17 protein-coding genes are annotated in these 20,191 nt (G+C 41.5%); 9 read left to right on the plus strand and 8 right to left on the minus strand.

Annotated elements, in window-relative coordinates; genetic code table 11:
• The 4 genes from BTV98_RS05965 to BTV98_RS05980 all read left to right on the plus strand — a co-directional run bounded on the left by BTV98_RS05965 (window position 1) and on the right by BTV98_RS05980 (window position 4,012).
• Complete coding sequence (locus BTV98_RS05965; protein ID WP_075103151.1) at window positions 1–930, plus strand: branched-chain amino acid transaminase; 930 nt, start codon at window positions 1–3, stop codon at window positions 928–930.
• A gap of 107 nt (window positions 931–1,037) precedes the next feature.
• Window positions 1,038–1,874: a glycosyl transferase gene (locus BTV98_RS05970; RefSeq protein ID WP_075103152.1), complete on the plus strand. Its 837-nt coding sequence runs from the start codon at window positions 1,038–1,040 to the stop codon at window positions 1,872–1,874.
• Between the two features lie 106 nt (window positions 1,875–1,980).
• Complete coding sequence (locus BTV98_RS05975) at window positions 1,981–2,847, plus strand: glycosyltransferase (RefSeq protein ID WP_058368679.1); 867 nt, start codon at window positions 1,981–1,983, stop codon at window positions 2,845–2,847.
• A 64-nt stretch (window positions 2,848–2,911) separates the two neighbouring features.
• The gene (locus BTV98_RS05980) at window positions 2,912–4,012 is read left to right on the plus strand and encodes a glycosyltransferase (protein WP_075103153.1); all 1,101 of its coding nucleotides are present in this window, start codon (window positions 2,912–2,914) and stop codon (window positions 4,010–4,012) included.
• On the opposite strand, the gene BTV98_RS05985 is transcribed toward BTV98_RS05980, so the two are convergent.
• The 7 genes from BTV98_RS05985 to aspS all read right to left on the minus strand — a co-directional run bounded on the left by BTV98_RS05985 (window position 4,009) and on the right by aspS (window position 11,856).
• Entirely contained in the window at window positions 4,009–4,776 is a 768-nt protein-coding gene (locus BTV98_RS05985; protein ID WP_058369837.1) for a hypothetical protein, read from the minus strand. The genes BTV98_RS05980 and BTV98_RS05985 overlap by 4 nt on opposite strands.
• 93 nt (window positions 4,777–4,869) lie before the next feature.
• Entirely contained in the window at window positions 4,870–5,868 is a 999-nt protein-coding gene (locus tag BTV98_RS05990) for an NAD-dependent epimerase (RefSeq protein WP_075103154.1), read from the minus strand.
• Window positions 5,868–7,034, minus strand: coding sequence for a nucleotide sugar dehydrogenase (locus BTV98_RS05995; RefSeq protein ID WP_075103155.1), 1,167 nt, complete (start codon window positions 7,032–7,034; stop codon window positions 5,868–5,870). The genes BTV98_RS05990 and BTV98_RS05995 overlap by 1 nt, the downstream gene beginning before the upstream one ends.
• A 32-nt stretch (window positions 7,035–7,066) precedes the next feature.
• A complete protein-coding gene (locus tag BTV98_RS06000) occupies window positions 7,067–8,080 on the minus strand; it encodes a Stealth CR1 domain-containing protein (RefSeq protein ID WP_075103156.1) in 1,014 nt (337 codons plus the stop codon).
• 16 nt (window positions 8,081–8,096) lie between these two features.
• Window positions 8,097–8,813, minus strand: a complete 717-nt coding sequence (locus BTV98_RS06005; RefSeq protein WP_143505674.1) for a glycosyltransferase — start codon at window positions 8,811–8,813, stop codon at window positions 8,097–8,099.
• A gap of 177 nt (window positions 8,814–8,990) precedes the next feature.
• On the minus strand, window positions 8,991–9,929 hold the full coding sequence (locus tag BTV98_RS06010) for a lysophospholipid acyltransferase family protein (RefSeq protein ID WP_075103158.1): 939 nt from the start codon (window positions 9,927–9,929) through the stop codon (window positions 8,991–8,993).
• Between the two features lie 67 nt (window positions 9,930–9,996).
• The gene (aspS, locus tag BTV98_RS06015; protein ID WP_256713847.1) at window positions 9,997–11,856 is read right to left on the minus strand and encodes an aspartate--tRNA ligase; all 1,860 of its coding nucleotides are present in this window, start codon (window positions 11,854–11,856) and stop codon (window positions 9,997–9,999) included.
• A gap of 507 nt (window positions 11,857–12,363) precedes the next feature.
• Here aspS and sohB point away from each other — a divergent pair.
• From sohB to BTV98_RS06040, 5 genes are all read left to right on the plus strand, one after another.
• A complete protein-coding gene (gene sohB / locus BTV98_RS06020; RefSeq protein ID WP_058368684.1) occupies window positions 12,364–13,332 on the plus strand; it encodes a protease SohB in 969 nt (322 codons plus the stop codon).
• 255 nt (window positions 13,333–13,587) lie between these two features.
• Complete coding sequence (locus tag BTV98_RS06025) at window positions 13,588–14,823, plus strand: acyl-CoA dehydrogenase family protein (RefSeq protein ID WP_058368685.1); 1,236 nt, start codon at window positions 13,588–13,590, stop codon at window positions 14,821–14,823.
• A 192-nt stretch (window positions 14,824–15,015) separates the two neighbouring features.
• On the plus strand, window positions 15,016–16,293 hold the full coding sequence (locus BTV98_RS06030) for a phosphotransferase family protein (protein WP_075103159.1): 1,278 nt from the start codon (window positions 15,016–15,018) through the stop codon (window positions 16,291–16,293).
• Window positions 16,294–16,325: 32 nt separating this feature from the next.
• Window positions 16,326–17,078 (plus strand): histidine phosphatase family protein, encoded by a 753-nt coding sequence (locus BTV98_RS06035; protein WP_058368687.1) that lies wholly within the window; start codon window positions 16,326–16,328, stop codon window positions 17,076–17,078.
• A 127-nt stretch (window positions 17,079–17,205) separates the two neighbouring features.
• Window positions 17,206–18,075, plus strand: a complete 870-nt coding sequence (locus BTV98_RS06040) for an SDR family oxidoreductase (protein ID WP_082638002.1) — start codon at window positions 17,206–17,208, stop codon at window positions 18,073–18,075.
• 235 nt (window positions 18,076–18,310) lie between these two features.
• Here the strand turns inward: BTV98_RS06040 and BTV98_RS06045 are convergent, their stop codons facing one another.
• Window positions 18,311–20,002: an AMP-binding protein gene (locus BTV98_RS06045; RefSeq protein WP_075103160.1), complete on the minus strand. Its 1,692-nt coding sequence runs from the start codon at window positions 20,000–20,002 to the stop codon at window positions 18,311–18,313.
• Window positions 20,003–20,191: the final 189 nt, after the last annotated feature.

Raw genomic sequence — 20,191 nt, forward strand, 5'->3', positions numbered from 1 at the left:
ATGAATATGGCAACACAGGAAGGCAAGCTTTGGATGAACGGTACGATGGTTGAACAACCTGATGCCAAAGTTCATGTACTTACCCATAGTTTGCATTATGGTATGGCGGTGTTTGAAGGAGTACGTGCTTATCAAACTGATGACAATCGTACCGCAATCTTCCGTTTAAAAGAGCATACTGAGCGTCTGTTAGGGTCTGCAAAGATATTTCAAATGGATGTGCCTTTTGATGTGGCTACGCTTGAGCAAGCACATAAAGATGTGGTTAAACAAAATGAATTAGCCGAAGCTTATATTCGTCCACTTATTTGGGTGGGCGCAGAAAAACTAGGCCTGTCCTCCCATGGCAACAGTATCAATGCAATGGTTGCTGCTTGGCACTGGGGTGCATATCTTGGCGAAGAGGGCATTCAAAACGGTATCCGCGTCAAAACCTCTTCTTATACACACCACATGCCAAACGTCACGATGTGTAAGGCTAAGGCTTCAAGTAACTATCCTGTATCTATCATGGCTAACCAAGAAGTGACTCGTAATGGTTATGACGAAGCTATCTTGATGGACCCACAAGGCTTTGTTTGCCAAGGTGCCGGCGAGAATTTATTTTTAGTTAAGAATGGTGAGCTACATACCCCAGACTTATCTGGTGGAGCTTTGGATGGTATTACTCGTCGCACTATTTTACAGTTTGCCGCTGATTTGGGCATTAACGTCATTGAGCGCCGTATCACTCGAGATGAGTTCTACCTGGCCGATGAAATCTTTATGACCGGTACAGCTGCTGAGGTTACGCCTATTCGTGAGTATGACGATCGTACTATCGGTAACGGTAGCCGTGGTCCATTGACTGAAAAGCTGCAAACCTTGTATTTTGATGTGGTGCATGGGCGTAATGAGAAGTATATGGATTGGTTAAGCTTTATTGACTAATGTTATCTAGCAAAATTAAAAAGGCTGAACATAATTGTTTAGTCTTTTTTTTATGTTAATATACGGAGCATATTATTTATTCATACTATTTAAAGTGAGTAGTTTCGATGCCAATAGGTAGAAAAGCAACACATAACAATGATATTAAGCAAATTATCTGTATTAAATGGGGCACTAAATACGGGGCTGATTACGCCAATAAGCTCTACGGTATGGTATCACGCAATATTACGCCACCATTTCGCTTTGTTTGCTTTACGGATGATACGACAAATGTTCGTCCAGAGATTGAGTGTCAAGAGCTGCCTCCTTTAGATGTGACTATGCCAACCAATACCTTAGGTAAATGGCCAAAGTCACGACTTTGGGGCGAAAAATTAGGTGATCTATCAGGCACCGTTCTATTTTTAGATTTGGATGTCATTATTGTCGATAGCCTTGATTCTTTTTTTGAGTATGGCAAACCTGATGATGTTATCTTGTCTTATAATCCAAGTAATCCCTTAGAACGACTAGGGCAAACATCTTGCTTTCGTTTTCAAGTTGGTTCATTGGTATCTCTTCAAGAAAAATTTAAAGCTGATCCGCAAGGTATCGCTGATAAATACCGCTTTGAGCAACGCTTTGTAACTCGTAATGCGCCAAATGGTGTCAAGTTATTCCCAAAAAAATGGGTGGCCCACTTTAGACGTAAGTGTCGTCAACCGTTTCCGCTAAATTATATTAAAGAACCAAAAATCCCTAAAGGGGCACGCATCGTTATCTTCCCAGGTGATCTATATCCTACTCATGCAATTGAGGGAAGATATAACAAAAACGCTGCTAATAATGCAGTAGATCATTTGAAAAGATTGAAAGAACCCAAGAACCTTAAAAAACCACTACGCCATCTGCGTCATTTTATCTTGCCAGTAGGATGGATTGAAAAATACTGGAGAGAGTAGGTTGAACTTATATTTAAATATTTTTATATCCGCAGAAGTTAGTATTGATGTTTTCTATCCTTATTTTCATGAGAATAGAAGCATCACCCAGTAAATGGATAGAATTATGAGCACGAATGATACCATCAAAGTCTTTGTTGGCTGTGACCCAAATAACTGTGATTTAGAGCAGATGATGGTTCTAGATTATAGTATTCATAGACATACTAGTATGCCAGTGGAGATAGTATGGATGCAGCTATCGCGCGATCCTGATAGCTACTGGTATTCAAATCCTGAGACTGGTAAGGGCTGGGATACTACTAAATGGTCAACACCTTTCTCTGGTTTTAGATGGGCAATTCCAGAGTATTGTAACTACTCTGGACGTGCGATATATATGGATGCTGATGTTGTTATTTTAGACGATTTAGCGAAGCTGTGGCAGAATCCTATCGAAGGACAGTCTATAGTGTCTGCTAAGACGAATGCTGATATGACTCGCTTGTGTACTTGTATATGGGATTGCCCCAAAGCGCGCAAATATATTCCATCTGTTGAGCAGCTAAAAGACAACATTGATAGTCATAAAGAGATGATGAAGCTATTCAAAAAAAATAAAAAGCTGATTGAACCTTATCAGGACAGTTATAACTGTATAGATGGTGAAAATTTAGCAATAGAAGAAATCAAAATATTGCATTACTCAGATATGGGAACGCAATTTAGTCATAAGTATTCGCTACCTAGAGTGAATGAGGAAGGGGTAGAGCATTGGTTTGACGGTGAAGTCTTACCACATCCAAGACAGGATTTGGTCGATCTTTTCGATGACTACTATAATGAAGCGCTTGCTGCTGGCTATGATCTAGAGAACTATAGAATTGAGCCTTTTGGTAATTTTCCAAAAAAATCTCAACAAGGCTATATCGGGAATAAAGTGACTCGTCCAAAGTCTTCCAAATCCCTATTTGCAAAATTATTCAAGCGTTGATTCATTTAACATAATAATATTTCACATATTAAATGAATAGTAATTCGTCCATAGGTTATCGTTTATGAAGCAGCATAAAAAAATAGCGTTGCTCGCTATTAATTGTCTACAAGGCGGAGGGGCAGAGCGTGTCGTTCTTACTTTGGGACAGGGATTTTACGAATTAGGATACGAAGTACATATTTTAAGGTTTAAACCGCGGGTCGAATATGATCTTAATCCAAACCTTATTTATCATATGCTCAAATTCAAACCTTATAAGATGATACCAGGAGCAGAGCGTCGCGATAAATTTTTTGCTCATGCGGTAGATCGTTATGTCAAAAAAAATATTGGACAACCTGATATTATTTTATCAAACCTTGATCGTTCAGATAGTATTTTTAGCTACAGTAGTTTATCTAACATCATTTATGTGATTCATAATACTTTGTCGTTGTTATATAAGTTCGCAAAAACGGATGTTGGTCATCAAAGAAAAGAAAACTTTACGAGAATTTATTCCAAAAATCCTTGCGCCTGTGTGAGTAAGGGAGTAGAAAAGGATTTTGTAGAAAACTTTGGTCATGTTACTTCAACCACAGCAATACACAATCCTATTGATAGAGACGGTATTCAAAAGTTAGCTGATGCTTTCATTCCAGAATATCAAAATTATATTATTCATGTTGGCAGTTTTAAAGAAGCAAAACGTCATGATGTGCTATTGAGAGCTTACGCAAAGACAGATCAGTCTTTACCGTTGCTTCTCTTGGGTAAAGGTAAGCTTCAAAGTAATATAGAGGAGTTGGTAGCAGAGCTCAATCTAGAAGATAAGGTAGTTTTTTTAGGCTTCCATGAGAATCCTTTTCCCTACATAAAGCATGCGCAGTTTAAAGTATTGACTTCTGATTGGGAAGGTTTTGCTTTGGTGATTGCAGAATCTTTAGTTTTAGGGACCCCAGTTATTAGTACTGACTGCCAATCTGGGCCAAGTGAGTTGTTGCCTCAAAAAAACCTAATGCCTATGAGAGATATAGATGCTATCGCAGCTAAATTAAGCTTAGCCATGAAGAACCCAGAAAAATTTCGCTCTGAATTTAGTGAAGCACTTCTTCCTGTCACAATAGCAAAGAAATATATTGAATTTGCATCGAATTTTGAGAATACAGACAAGAGATCTTAATCTAACCACCATTTGGACCAATCATCTCTATGCAGTTGACGTAGAGTGGCAAAAGCACTTTGGTTATTCTGTAGTTTTTCGAATACAGCCAGCAGTATAGTAGTAGCTAATTTGTCGAATTTACGAAATTTGTTATAGCGTTTACGCATATTTCTTAAGCTGTCATCAGTACCAATACGAAAATAAGTAAGACCATCGTATAAAGGCAAATCACCGGCATAAAGTATGTCGGTTTTTTCGTCTAATAACGGCATGGGTTCGGCGTTAGCGCTTAGTTGTAAAAAGTTTTTGGTTTCATGAACCCTTAAGGTGTTCATTAGAGTGATGACGTTCATTAGAATAGCAGTTCTAAGAGTATCATTTGAGTGATCAATGAAAGTGTCGCAGGCTGAGACAATCCAGCGCAGCGAAAGATGCTCTAATAAATAGTTGCTTTCTGAATCCCAAAGCCTCTCAAATTCAGCAAAAGTTTTATCTATTTTGTATTTACGACGCATCAATATAATAAGAGTATTATGATAAAAGCAGAGCTCAGACTCTCCTAATGATTGATACTTTAGATTATTTAAGTGAATTTCTAAGTCTGTACTTTTACGCTCATCTGTTAGTGCCTCAATATCACACAATGACTCAGTAATTACTGTCGTTTTCATCTCATCAAAGTTTTTGCCATCATAGTTTTTGATAATCTTACCCGCATTCAATCTTTTTTCGCTTCGAAATGTTAATAGCAGTTTTCTTTGCCAGTTTGAAGGTGTGGTCATGTCGCTAAAATCCTTTGAAAAAATATGATGAGATTAGAACTTGAACATCTGTCTAAGAAAATGATACAGAAATGGCTTATGAAACACTTTTACTTAAACTGAGTAATATTGTTTGTACCACTCTACAAATTTAGCAATACCATCTTCAATACTAATCGAAGGTTTAAAGCCAACATCAGTGGTTAGCTCATCGATATCCGCATAAGTGATCGGTACATCACCTGGCTGCATTGGAAGCAAGTTCTCTCTAGCTTTTTTACCGCATGCTTGCTCAATAGCGCTAATGAAGCGGCGCAACGTCACTGGTTGATTATTACCGATATTATATATCTGGTAAGGTGCTATCGCCGTAGTAATGGAGGAGTTTTGAGGTGCAGGAGTTTTATCAATAAGACGAATGATGCCTTCAACGATATCATCAATATAGGTGAAGTCCCGTTGCATCTCGCCGTTGTTATACACATCGATCTGCTGCCCTGATAGTATTTTTTTGGTGAAAGAAAAGTAAGCCATATCAGGTCGACCATAAGGGCCGTAAACTGTGAAAAAACGCAAGCCAGTTGTTGGAATGTTATATAAATGACTATAAGTATGCGCCATTAACTCATTAGATTTTTTGGTAGCAGCATATAAACTGATAGGGTAATCAACCCGATCTTCAGTGCTAAACGGCTGCTTAACATTCATACCATAAACAGAGCTTGAGCTGGCATAGAGTAAGTGCTTAACCTTGCTCTGTCGGCAACCTTCAAGCACATTCAAAAAACCTACCATGTTTGAATCCATATAAGCATGCGGATTTTCGATAGAATAACGCACACCAGCTTGAGCACCAAGGTTAATAACAACATCGAATTTGTAGCGACTAAAGAGAGTAGACATGGCTTCTCGATCAGCTAGATCGAGCTTAATAAACTTAAAAGTCTCTGTTGATGAGTTTTCAATTAGTATTTTTATACGATCATTTTTCAAGTCCACATCATAGTAGTCATTGATATTATCAATACCAACAATAAAGCAGTTTTTTTCTAACAACTTTTTAATGAGATGAAATCCGATAAAGCCTGCCGCACCAGTTACTAAGATGTTCATTAATCGCTCCCAAATAAATCGCGAGTAAACACCTTGTGCGAGACGTCTTGTATATCAGATGACAATCGGTTTGCGATAATTACATCGCTTATTGCTTTAAATTCTGCCAAATCCTCTATCACCCGTGAATTAAAGAAATATTTTTCTTTTAAGACAGGCTCATAGACGACTACCTCGATGCCTTTTGCTTTAATACGTTTCATAATTCCTTGAATAGCAGACGCTCTAAAATTATCCGAACCGCTTTTCATGACCAACCGATGCACACCAACGACTTGTGGTTTTTTCTCGATAATTTTATCTGCGATGAAGTCTTTACGAGTTCTGTTAGAGTCAACGATGGCTCTAATAAGGTTGCTTGGTACTTCATGATAATTTGCTAAGAGTTGCTTAGTGTCTTTAGGTAGGCAATAACCACCATAACCAAAAGATGGGTTGTTATAGTGATTACCAATACGAGGGTCTAAGCCGACGCCTTCAATGATTTGTTTGGTTTCAAGTCCAAACATCTGCGCATAAGTGTCCAATTCATTAAAATATGCAACTCTCATGGCTAAATAGGTGTTTGAGAACAATTTTATAGCCTCTGCTTCAGTTGATTTCGTAAAAAGGATTGGCACCTCTTTTTTTATAGCGCCTTCTAGTAATAAGTCTGCAAATAGCTGAGCACGTTCTGATTGTTCTCCAATGACAATTCTAGAAGGATAAAGATTATCGTATAAAGCCTTTCCTTCTCTCAAAAATTCAGGAGAAAAAATAATATTATTGGTAGAGTATTGTTTTCTTGCTTCAATAGTATATCCGACTGGTACCGTTGATTTAATAATAATTAAAGCAGTTTTATTTACTAGAAGTATTTGTTCAATAACTTTTTCTACGCTTTGAGTATTAAAATAATTGGTTTTTGAATCGTAATCAGTAGGCGTCGCAATAATGATAAAGTCAGCATCTTTGTAAGCATTTTTGGCATCTAACGTAGCTTTAAAATCAATATTTTCGTTCGATAAGAAGTCTTCAATATCCTTGTCTTCGATAGGTGACTTCTTTGAATTAAGTAATTCAACTTTTTCTGGAATAACATCCACTGCCGTCACTTTGTTATGCTGGGCGAGCAACATAGCATTTGATAGTCCTACGTAGCCTGTACCTACTACTGTTATATTCATAAAAATTCCAAATATATGTTCAATTTATTATTCTAAATTTGTTTATCTTTATTGTCACTCGCTAATAATGACGAAGGCAAGTAGGCGGAAAACTTGTGTATCATAGCCTCAGTAATAGTTTGATATGAACGCTGCTCTAACAAATCAAGGCTTTGAATACACCCATATCTAATCGCTGTATTTTGTAAGTTGATTACAAAATCCTCAATCCCACTTTCGTTTTTTAAATAATTTATAGAAATGGGTGGCTTTAAACAAGCCTCGTTCTTTTGTATCTTTAAATGGTTCATGAGCGTAATTGGATTTACTTGAGCTACACTTCTAAATTTATATTTAATTTGCTCGGTTAACAGCTCAGGGTTGCTGAGTAGGTACGTCTTTAATATATCTTTGTCGACGATATGTGGATAGTGATGGATCTCAAAAAACTGATCCATACCAAGGGTTTTGGCACTTAGCATTTGCGCCATTGTATGTTTGGGTTGAACAGGCTTGCCTGTTAGTTTTTGGAGAGATTGTCGATACCTAAGTTTGGCTTGTAAAATAGCGCTATTTTTCCAATGTCCATGAATAATAATATGATCTTCGTCTAAAAAGTCCTCAATGCTTGCAGACTGATTGAAGAAAAAGTCGTCATTCATATAGATGAAGTAATCAGACAGCTCTGAGATATTCCATAGCATGGTTTCGATAGAACGAGTGTTAAAGGTAGGCAAAAATTGCTCATAGCCAGCAAAGAGCTCTGTATGATCGACAATACGTATTTTATCGGGCGCACAGATGCCCTGGTTCACAAATTCGTGAATAAGCTTAGGCTGCTGCTGGTCAGTCACTACATAGATATGACGGCAAAAAGGCACATATTTTATGATAGAGGCGATATTGTAATATATCTCATCATTGCTGGCAAAGCGCGTTGAAGTGGTTGCCTCAGAGGCAGCATTGATTGTTTGTTGATAACGCGCTCTTTTTTGTTTAAGTAATGGATCATCACCATCTACCCAAGCAATCACAATATCTATTTGTCTATTGTCACCTGTCTGCATGATTTGTCCTATCTGTTTATCGCCAATGCTCTTTTAACCATGGACTTGGTTTTACATGACGGTACCATTTGCCGCCGCCGCCTTTGATAGCGTCTGGTGGATTGATTTCACCGTGGAAGATGACAATTTTTGCGCCATCAGGCAGCGTTGGGGCACGTACCAGATTGAATGGAATAGGGGCAATACATTGGTATTTGAAGCTCACGCACCAGTCTTTATCCCAGTATTCTAAATGATGATGCTCGCGCAGATAGTTAGATAAATAAGCCTGCTCATGGCGGACCTGTGTGCGAATGGTCTCAAAGTTACGCTCAAAGTTTGCCAGTAAGTCAGGATAAGTACCCATGCCGATATTAAAGCGATAAACTGAGCTATTACCAATCATGCGCCAAGGTTTTTTCCAGTCGCGGATGATAACGACACTGTCTTCATGCTCGGCTTTATAAGTAAAAAACCCATCGATATTATCAACGATGACGATATCGATGTCTAAAAACAGTGCCACGCCTTTGAGGTCATAAATCTCAGGCTTAAAGGTGGTTAGTTTTTTCCAGCCACGCTCGGGGCCAGCAGGTAGATCCAGCTCAGGTATTGGGTAGCACTTTACGGCAGAATCAATACCTGTACTGTCATCGGTAAGACATACCATCTGAAAGTCCAATGTCAGATGGCGGCTAACCATATTATATAGGCGATTGACGTATTCTGGACCATACTTATCACCCCATTTCATACAGATGACATAACGCTGCTGCGGCTGACTATCGTTTGTATGAACTTGACTAAGAGAAGCGGTTTCAGTTTTGTCAGTTGCCATAATAGACTCGTATGGGTGTTAAAGAGGAGTTGAGTGTCGCTAATCTTAGCATAAATATGATTGTCTGTAGCTTAGCGACTGTAGGCGTACGCACTAATTGTCTCTACTTTTGTTAGGATGCTTAGCTTGGTTAGTACGGATAAAGTCAGTCAAAGATTTTTCGTCAGCATTATAGGGATTGCCTAGTTGAGGGATATGTTTAAAGCGCCGATAGCCCCACATATAATGACTGCATTTGTCCTCAATCATGTGCTGCATGGCCAGATTGAGCGCATGCGCTGCTGTTTTTGCATCGCGATCATACAGCGCTGGGTCATCAAGCTTATAGCAATAAATATCAAATCCGCGCCCATCATCACGGCGAATACAAGACAAACCTACCAGTGCACATTTGGTTTTGCTAGCAAGTTTGGAGGACAGCGTACTGGTCAACGTCTCAACTCCAAAGAAAGGCACAACCACGCCACCTGACGGATCAGGGACATGATCGGGCAATATAATACTAAAGCCGCCTTGCTTTAAGGTTTTAAATATAGCTTTGACCCCGCTGCCATCAGTTGGTACTAGCGTTGCATTCAACCGCGAACGGCCTTGCAGGACAAATTCATTAGTGATATCGCCCTTGACAGGCTTATACATGATAGTTGGTGCGCCAAACTGATTAAGCCAAGCGTTCATCATCTCCCACGTACCAAGGTGTGGAACGATGGCTAGCATACCGTTAGGGCTTGCCAATCCTTCTAGTAAAATATCTTTGTTATGAACATCACGTATCTGCTTGATACTCCATTCAGGGGGCATCGCCCAGCTTTTAACCGATTCAATACTGGTCAAACACTGATGATAGATAATATCTTTGGTCAGTGCTTGTTTTCGCTGGTCTGATAAAGAATCAGCAATCAGCGCCATATTGATATTGACGGTGCGCATGATGCTCAGACTGGGTATCTTTATGATAACCCAAGCCACAAAACGTGCCATCATCTGCAAGACAGACAATGGCACGTACTTAAAAATATGATACGGGTTCATGACCACTCACGCAGTGATGAATCCTGTAGTCCGTCAGATAAAGAATAGTTAAACATTATCTGAGGGCTTACTGAGCAGGTCTATTGCTGTCGGCTTGTGCTTTTTCGCGCACACGGATACCCAATTCTCGTAGCTGCTTACCATCAACACCAGCAGGCGCCTGAGTTAGCGGATCTTCAGCGGTTTTGGTTTTTGGGAAGGCAATCACATCACGAATAGAGCTTGCGCCTACCATCAGCATGATCAAACGATCCAAACCAAAGGCAAGGCCACCATGTGGCGGCGCACCGAATTTTAAGGCGTCAAGTAAGAAGCTAAATTTCTCTTCGGCCTCTTGCTCATCGATACCTAGCGCTTCAAATACAGCTTGCTGCATCTCAAGGGTGTTGATACGTAAACTACCACCACCAATTTCTGTACCGTTTAGCACCATGTCATAAGCGATAGAAAGCGCGGTTTCTGGGCTGTTTTTTAGCTCATCTACCGAGCCTTTAGGCTTAGTAAATGGATGGTGCATAGACGTCCAGCGGCCATCGTCAGTTTGCTCAAACATTGGGAAGTCAGTCACCCAAAGTGGTGCCCACTCACACGTGGTCATGTCTAAATCTAGACCGATTTTCTGACGTAGTGCACCCATGGCATCGTTTACCACGCTGGCTTTGTCCGCACCAAAGAAAATAATATCATTGCTTTGGGCACCAGTACGCTCGATAAGACTTGCCAGAACATCATCGGTCATGTTTTTGATGATAGGAGACTGCAGGCCAGATTCTTTGTCGACGCCGTTGTTGATGTTATTGGCGTCATTGACTTTAATATAAGCCAAACCGCGTGCGCCGTAGATACCGACAAACTTGGTATAGGCATCGATTTGCTTACGGCTGAGTGAAGCGCCGCCTGGGATACGTAGTGCTGCCACGCGACCTTTAGGGTCGTTTGCAGGACCAGCAAAGACTTTAAAATCAACGTCTTTCATCAAATCAGCCACATCGACCAGTTTTAATGGAATACGTAAGTCAGGCTTGTCTGAGGCGTAGTCACGCATCGCCTCGGCATAAGTCATGCGCGGGAAGGTGTCAAAATCGACATCAAGCATGGTTTTAAACAGGTGCTTGATCAGACCTTCGTTGATATTCATGATTTCTTCTTCATTTAAGAAAGAAGTTTCGATATCCACTTGGGTAAATTCTGGCTGACGATCAGCACGCAAGTCTTCATCACGGAAGCATTTAGCGATTTGATAATAACGATCAAACCCCGACACCATAAGAAGCTGCTTAAATAACTGCGGTGACTGCGGCAAAGCAAAGAAGTTACCAGGACGGGTACGTGAAGGCACCAGATAATCACGTGCGCCCTCTGGCGTTGCACGAGTCAAGATAGGGGTTTCTACGTCTAAGAAACCGTGATCGTCGAGATAACGACGAATCGCTGAGGTGGCCTTAGCACGGAACACCATGCGCTCTTGCATTTGCGGGCGGCGCATATCTAGATAGCGATATTTAAGACGCAAGTCTTCTGATACCGTGGTGTTTTCGTCATTCAATGGGAAAGGCGGGGTTTCAGACTTCGCTAATACTTCAATCTCTTTACCCAATAGCTCAATCTGACCACTGGTCATATTGTTGTTTTCGGTGCCTTCATAACGGAGACGTACACGGCCAGTGATTTTTAGCACATATTCAGGACGTACTGCATCAGCAGTCGCGAATGCCTCTGGCGTATCAGGATCGACGACGACCTGTAAGATACCGGCGCGGTCACGCATGTCTAAAAAAATCACGCCACCGTGATCGCGACGACGATGTACCCAGCCTACGACGCTGATAGTTTGTTCTAATAAGCTCTCAGTGACAGCGCCACAATATTCGTCTCGGTATTTGCTATGCACCGCCATTTCGCTCTCTGTTGTGATACTTTGCGTCATAATATTAATTATCCAGTTGTCAGCCCAATTCAAAGTACAATAATGCAGCCATCGCTATATGATTTCAACCATCACTATTCTTACTTAGTCCAGTACAAACTATGATGACCGTTATAGCCACATAGTAAGACTGTCATGGTTTATCGATTAAAATTATTGGTTCAGGCGCTGCTATCTCAATACATGTTGGATTCATGTCATCAAAAAATAGCAAATAAAACGCGATCAAGACAAATCCTCATCGCGTTGGCTGCATAAAATAGATGTAAGCGCATATTATGCCTAAAGTGCTTTTGTTATACAACTGTCCTTGCGCAATCCAAGTGCAATCAACCGTTACTAATAACATAGCGTACGGATGCCTAAAGCACTGTTATACTCGCAGCTTATAAAGTAATTATTAAATATCACAGCCTTGCTTGAAAACCGTCTATAAAGTACACATATCAGGCTGACGCTAACTCTATTATATTAATACTCTAGCATCTTATTTAAGGAAAACGCTTCATGTTATTTCATCCTTCCAAAAATCCAGTAGAACTCAGAGTTATTCATCTAAATAAAAACCAAGAACAGCGTCGTCAAGACTTGATGGAGGCGACACAAGGCAAAGCTGCATTAAAACAGCTTAAAAAGCGTATGGCCAAAAAAGCCAAGCAAGCTTTAAAGGAGAAAGCGAAAGGTAAAAATAAAGGCAATCAAGTTTTTGTACTCGACTTCGATGGTGATATCAAAGCGACAGCTGTTAAGCATCTGCGTGAAGAGATTAGTACGCTAATAAGTACGGCTAATGAAGGCGATGAAGTCGTTGTACGCCTAGAGTCTCCGGGCGGCTTGGTGCATGGATATGGGCTTGCAGCAGCGCAACTTGCACGCCTAAAAGATGCAGGAATTAAACTGACCGTTTGTGTAGATAAAGTCGCCGCTAGTGGTGGCTATATGATGGCTTGTGTCGCTGATAATATAGTGGCAGCGCCATTCGCTGTGATTGGTTCAATCGGTGTGGTGTCGCAATTACCAAACTTTCACAAATGGCTCAAAAACCACGATGTTGATTATGAGATGTTTACCGCAGGTGACCATAAACGCACTGTGACAGTCTTTGGAGAAAATGATGACGAAGACCGTGCCAAGTACCAAGAAGAGCTTGAGCAAACGCATGAGTTGTTTAAACATTTTGTCAATCGTTATCGCTCAGTACTAGATTTAGATAAAGTGGCGACTGGTGAACATTGGTATGGCGAAGATGCCCTACATCTTAATTTGGTTGATAAGCTGCAAACCTCAGATAGCTATCTTTTAGAGCTGATGGATAACAGCGAAATCTACGCATTGCATTCTCGGCAAAAGCCAACCTTGGCAGAAAAGCTAGGGTTGTCTCAAGCGGCAGAAGCAACTTTGAGTACGGTTGCTGACAAGCTCCCTGATGCTTTAATGCGCTTTGATTTTAATAGCCGTTTAAATATTTTAAAATAAAATATTAGCGGTTTTATGAAAGTATAAGACATAAAGTTACTGCTGAAATCATCTATTGATCTAATAAATTCGTTTAGTAAATATAAAGGTGTGGCCTAGTCGGTCGCACCTTTTTTACTGTTTATTGATAATGGCTATGTTATAAATATAGCAGATAAAAAATAGTAAACGTACGTACACTATACGAATGACATCGAATTTTTATTAAAAGAACCAACAAGGAAGAGGAGTATATCCATGTCTACAGACACATTAATGTTTACCGCCAGCGAACATGGTCAAGCTATGTATGAGCAAGTCAAAGAATTTATCACTACTCAAATTGAGCCGATAGAAGCTCAGTTCTGGCAAGATTGCCATGAGAAAAATCCCGATGGTAATTGGAAAAATTGGCAATGGCCCGAAAAGTACGAAAGCCTACGCAAGCAGGCACGTGAAGCTGGTCTATGGAATCTGTTTTTACCTGATGATACCTTAGGCGCTGGATTATCTGTCACTGACTATGCACCAATTGCAGAATTAACAGGACGTAGCTTACTTGCACCTTATGTTTTCAACTGCAATGCGCCAGATAGTGGCAATATGGAGCTGTTATGGCGCTATGGCTCAAAAGAGCAGCAAGACCAGTGGCTGACGCCGTTGTTAGAAGGTAAAACGCGTTCGGTATTTTGTATGACTGAGCCTGATGTGGCGTCAAGTGATGCGACCAATATGCAAGCGACGGCGGTGGTAGAGGGCGATGAAATCGTCATCAATGGCAGCAAGTGGTGGTCGTCAGGTTTAGGTGATCCTGCGGTCGATGTATTAATCGTAATGGCTTATACCCCTGATGACAATAAAGACCGTCACCATCAGCACTCAATGGTATTAGTACCAGTAAAAACGGCAGGCGTCAATATTGAGCGTATGCTAAAAGTATTCGGTGATTATGACGCGCCGCATGGTCACGGAGAAGTTAGCTTCGATGATGTGCGTGTACCAGTCAGTCACTTTATTGGTGGACCTGGTATGGGCTTTGAGATTGCGCAAGGTCGCTTAGGGCCAGGTCGTATTCATCACTGTATGCGCTGTGTTGGTGCGGCAGAGAAGTCTTTAGAATTAGCAGTGAAACGCGGTATGGAACGTACTGCCTTTGGCAAACCGTTATTGCAACTAGGTGGCAACCTCGAGCGTATCAGTGATGCTAGAGTTAAGATTGACCAAGCGCGCCTGCTTACGCTATACGCCGCCCAAAAAATGGACGCGCAGGGGACCAAAGCTGCATTGACAGAGATATCAGCCATCAAAGTTGTAGCGCCAACAGTACTACAAGAAGTTGTCGATATGGCGATTCAAATTCATGGTGGGATGGGCGTATGCCAAGATACAATGTTGCCAAGCTTTTTTGCACAAGCGCGCGCGCTGCGCTTAGCCGATGGTCCTGACGAAGTGCATAAGACGATGATTGCCAAATTAGAACTAAAGCGTCAAGGGTTTCGTCTTAAACGCTAAGTAATAATTTACGAGTCATTAAAATAGCCTAAGTAAAGAGATCCAATTTCACAATAATAAATGACCGATTCTGAGACAATTTCTTGAAACCATTTAAGTTTAAAATAAGTTTCAAGGTCGGTCTTTCTTAAAATATAAAAATATTAGTATTAATAAGTGGCTCCTAAGCAACCACAGGATAAGGAATATCACATGGCAACAGATAACAATAATACGATGGTTAGTAATAAGGTGTTAGATAAAGGGGGGCCAGTACGAGAAGGTGAAGCACTTGATGCACAAGCAGTTAGCGACTGGTTGCATGCTCAGGGCGTTGATATCAAAGGCGAGCCTACCGTTACGCAGTTCTCAGGCGGTGCGTCAAACTGGACCTATCGTTTACAATACGGCGATGAGGGCGAAGGCCAAGATCTCATTTTACGCCGTCCGCCAAAAGGTACTAAAGCTAAGTCTGCCCACGATATGGTACGTGAATACACCGTACAGAATGCGCTGATGGACGCTTATCCTTATGTGCCAAATATGGTGGCGCTATGTACCGATGAGTCGGTCATCGGAGCGGATTTTTATGTCATGGAGCGTATGGAAGGCATTATTCCGCGTGCCAATCTGCCCAAAGGGATTGAGTTAGATGAAGCGCAAACACGCGCATTATGCACCAATGTCATCGACGCCTTGATTGAGCTGCATCAAGTAGACTATAGCGCGCATCCTGACTTGGTCGAGCTTGGCCGCGGCGAGGGCTACTGCGAGCGTCAAGTAACCGGCTGGGACAAGCGTTATGTGAAAGCCAAAACCCCTAACGTCCCAAGTTTTGCATTGGTACGTCAATGGCTTGGCAAGCATACGCCTGCTGATAGTAAGACTTGCTTGATTCACAACGACTGGCGCTTTGATAATGTGATCTTAGATGCCAAAGACCCAACCAAGGTCATTGGCGTGCTCGATTGGGAAATGGCGACTTTGGGTGATCCGTTGATGGATTTGGGCAGTGCCTTGGCCTACTGGATCGAAGCCGACGATAACATGATTATGCAGCAGTCCCGCCGTCAGCCCACGCATCTAAAAGGCATGATGACCCGTGAGGAAGTGGTGGATTATTATCTGGAGCGTACGGGCCTACAGATAGACAACTGGACATTTTATGAAGTGTTTGGGTTGTTTCGCTTAGCGGGTATCGTACAACAAATCTATTATCGCTATTATAATAAACAAACCACCAATCCTGCGTTCAAAAACTTTTGGATTATCGTTCATGTATTGCATGCTAAATGCCTAAAGCTGATTGCAAAGTATGAAGGCGATGCGTTATTCACGACTCGGGTGCAGCCGCATCTGCAAGATATGGGCGTCGATGCTGGAATGGTTGAGCAGCTACCAAGCCCAGTACAAAAAGTGATTAAAAGCATACTGCCAAAAGGCTACTTTGATCAAGATACCAAGTCATCTAACAAGTCATCTAACAAGTAAAATAACAAAATACAATAAAAGGTAATAGTGTTATGACAACTATTCTCTTAGCACGCCATGGTCAAGCATCGTTTGGACAAGAAAATTACGACCAGCTTTCAGAATTAGGTAGTACGCAGGCGCGCTTGCTTGGTCAGCATTATGCGACCACACAGCGCCGTATCGATGCCATATTTACAGGCAGCCTATCAAGACAACAAGACTCTGCACGCTACTTTTGGGAGACCTACCAATCTTCTATAGCTGCTGGCGATGTGACACTTGTACTAGATCTGTCTGCTCCTGACAGCTATGTGATCGAGGCCTTTAATGAGTTCAACCATAAGGACGTCTTTATTAAGTCTGATCCAGCTTTTACGACTCAAGAAGCGATTGCCGAAGAGCTTGCTAAGTCCGACACACCCAAAGCTCGTTTAGCCGAGTTGTTTAATCTTGCTATGCAGCGCTGGCATGCTGGTGATAATGATTCAGACTATTTGGAGAGTTGGCCACAGTTTAACTTACGCGCGCAGCAAGCGCTTGAACATGTACGCATACAAGCTACGCAACTGAGTCATTTAGGGCGTGATAGTACTATATTAGTGTTTACCTCAGGTGGCGTCATCGCTGCTATTACTGCACATTTATTGCAGCAAGGTAGTCAGACGGCCTATCAATTGAATAGAAGCCTTGTGAATACAGGCGTGACCTCTATTACTGTAAAGGAGCAAGTGCCGCGTTTATTGTCTTTAAACGAATATAGTCATTTATTTTCTGATGGTAAGCGCTATGTCACTTGGCGCTAGTAGTCTTTATCATTGCTTTTGATACACAACCGACACCCATCTGCTCAGACATATCTACTATAATAGATGGTTTTTGAAGACCTGCTTTTAGATTTATATTAATGCACTGATAGATAAAGGACTGCTTATGCAAAATAAATTAATGAGCCTAGTAACGCAAACGGCTAAGCAAGGCAAGGATCAGGCATTAAGTGCCATTCAACCGGCACGCTACTTAAAAGGTTTGACCAAATCTCAAGTTGGCAAAGGTAAAACTGTCTTGATTACAGGGGCCAGCTCGGGTCTTGGTGAAGGCATGGCACGGTTATTTGCAAAATTAGGCTACAATTTAGCCATTTGTGCGCGCCGTACTGATCGTTTGGATCAACTCAGAGCTGAATTGACAGAGTTATATCCTGAGATAAGCGTGGCGTATCGTGTTTTAGACGTCACCAATTATGATGCGATATTTGAAGTATTTGATGCTTTCGCTGAAGACTTTGGTCATATTGATCGGGTCGTCGTCAATGCTGGGGTAGGTGAGAGTCGCCGTATCGGTAAAGGTCGTTTTGAGACCAATCGCCGCACTGCTGAGATAAACTTTGTCTCTGCATTGGCACAATGTGAAGCGGCAATGAAAATCTTTCGCGCGCAAAATAGTGGTCACCTCGTAGTCATATCGAGTATGTCAGCGATGCGCGGTCTACCCAAGCATATGACTACTTATGGGGCGAGTAAGGCAGGCTTAGCATATTTAGCAGAAGGTATTCGCGCCGATATGCTATTAGAGAAACTACCAATCAAAGTGTCTACTATTTATCCAGGTTATATTCGTACTGAGATTAATACCAATGCCAAGCCATTGCCTTTTGAGGTTGATACAGATACAGGTACTAAAGCTATGGTTGCTGCTATTGAGTCAGAGACGACTGAGGCTTGTGTACCAAGCCTGCCATGGTCGATTGTGGGACAAGCGATGAAGCATCTGCCGCTGAATGTAGTCAATAAAATCAGCTAGTCAATGAACCAACCATTATTTATAGTCGATTCTAAAAAAACAGATACATTATATGTCAGCGCGGAACTGGTATAAATTTTTCGAGCGTGCTGTGCCTGCGCAGACAGAGGCTGCGTAAAATTCATCCCAGTCCCGTGTAGAGGGTTTTTTATAAACCTTAATCTTCATCAAGCTTGATAATTTTTAGCCTAAATATTTAAAAATATACAGCATTATATGTATAGCTTAGATTGGTTTAGGCATTGTCCGATAGATGCTTTTCACGTAATTTTTGACGCAGTACTTTACCAACATTGCTTTTTGGTAGCTCACTGACAAATTCGATATGACGCGGGCATTTATAACCAGTCAGATTGTCGAGCGCAAAATCTTTAATGATATCTGCGGTGACGTTACTGTCTGCTGGCACGATATAGATTTTGACGGCTTCGCCTTGGCGTTCATCGTCGATACCAATCACGGCACAGTCGACGACACCGTCACAATCTAGCATCACTGATTCAATCTCATTGGGGAATACGTTGAAGCCTGAGACCAAGATCATATCTTTTTTGCGGTCGAGCAAAGTAAAATAGCCTTTTTCGTCCATACTGACGATATCGCCAGTACGAAAATAGCCATCTTTGGTAAAGCTCTTACTATTATCATGGTTGAAATAACCAGCGGTCACGTTGGGGCCCTTGATACACATCTCACCTGCCTGATGCACGCCAACACGCTGATCTTTGTCGTCGATCACAATGATATCAACACCAGGACCTGGAACGCCAATTGTCCCATTAAATTTACGATCAGTGACTACGTTGGCAGTACCTACAGCAACGCCTTCTGTCATACCCCAACCTTCTATCATCGCACAGCCAGTGGTTTCTAACCAACGCGCTGCCGTTTGCTCAGTCGCCGCCATTCCGCCTGCTTGCGTGATACGTAGTGAGCTAAAATCTAACTGTTTGAAGTTTGACTGATCAAGCAGACCCTTAAACAAGGTATTGACTGCAGGAAAGATATGGAAAGGTTGCTTTGATAAGGTTTTTATAAATCCTGGCATATCACGCGGGTTGGGTATCAATATAAAAGTATAGCCCGAACGCATCCCTAATAGGCTGAGCATGAAGGCAAAAATATGATAAAGCGGTAGAGCCATAATCATATTAATGTATGCCTCATTCATGTTTGAGGTGACAGGTCGGTACCAAGCCTCTGACTGTAGGGCAGCGGCTATAATGTTGCGCTGGGTCAACACTGCTCCTTTTGATAGTCCTGTCGTACCACCAGTATATTGTAAAATGGCCTTTTGCTCTGATGCCATTGTTGGTGCCTGAAACGGCAGTGCTCTGCCTTTTTTAAGAACATCAGGGAATTTGGTTACTTCATGCTTAGGATCGTTAAGATTATATTTAGGGACTAAGCGTTTGACCTGCCGAATCATGGTATTGACCAACATGCCTTTTAGACCCATCATATCGCCCATTTTCGATAGCACAATACGATTAATAGAGGTCTCATCAACCACTTGTTCAAGCGCTTGGGCAAAGTTGTCGACGATGAATATGATTTGGGCGCCTGAATTATTTAGTTGGTGGCGTAACTCGCGTCCAGTATATAAAGGATTGATAGGGGTGCAAACATAGCCTGCGCGCAAAATACCAATCATAATTGGCAAATACTGCGGTACGTTTGGCATCATCAGCGCTACAAGACTACCTTTTGGCAACCCCTGGGCTTGCAACCATGCAGCGACCGCCAATGATGCTTTATCGACATCATCATAAGTATGAGTAACGCCCATACAGATACTCATAGGGTGCATACGATAGCGGTTAAAGCACTCTTCATATAGCTCTATTAAGTTGCCATATTTATCAGGATCAATCGTTTTGGGTACAGTACTAGGATAATGATCCAGCCAAGGTTTGTTCTCTGTCATCGTTAGCGTCCTTAAAAATATTGATTGCTATATAGAGAAAGCTTAGAGGCGAGCAGTTTTATATCTGTCAACAATAAAGACGAACGCTAATGTGACCAATGTGGCGCTAAGCGCGTTAATATCCTTATTTACTAATGATCTGCTAAGCTACTTTAATCGTTATATAACACAAGTTTAGGTCATTATTAG

Source organism: Psychrobacter sp. Cmf 22.2, assembly GCF_001921745.1.
Taxonomy (GTDB): Bacteria; Pseudomonadota; Gammaproteobacteria; order Pseudomonadales; family Moraxellaceae; genus Psychrobacter.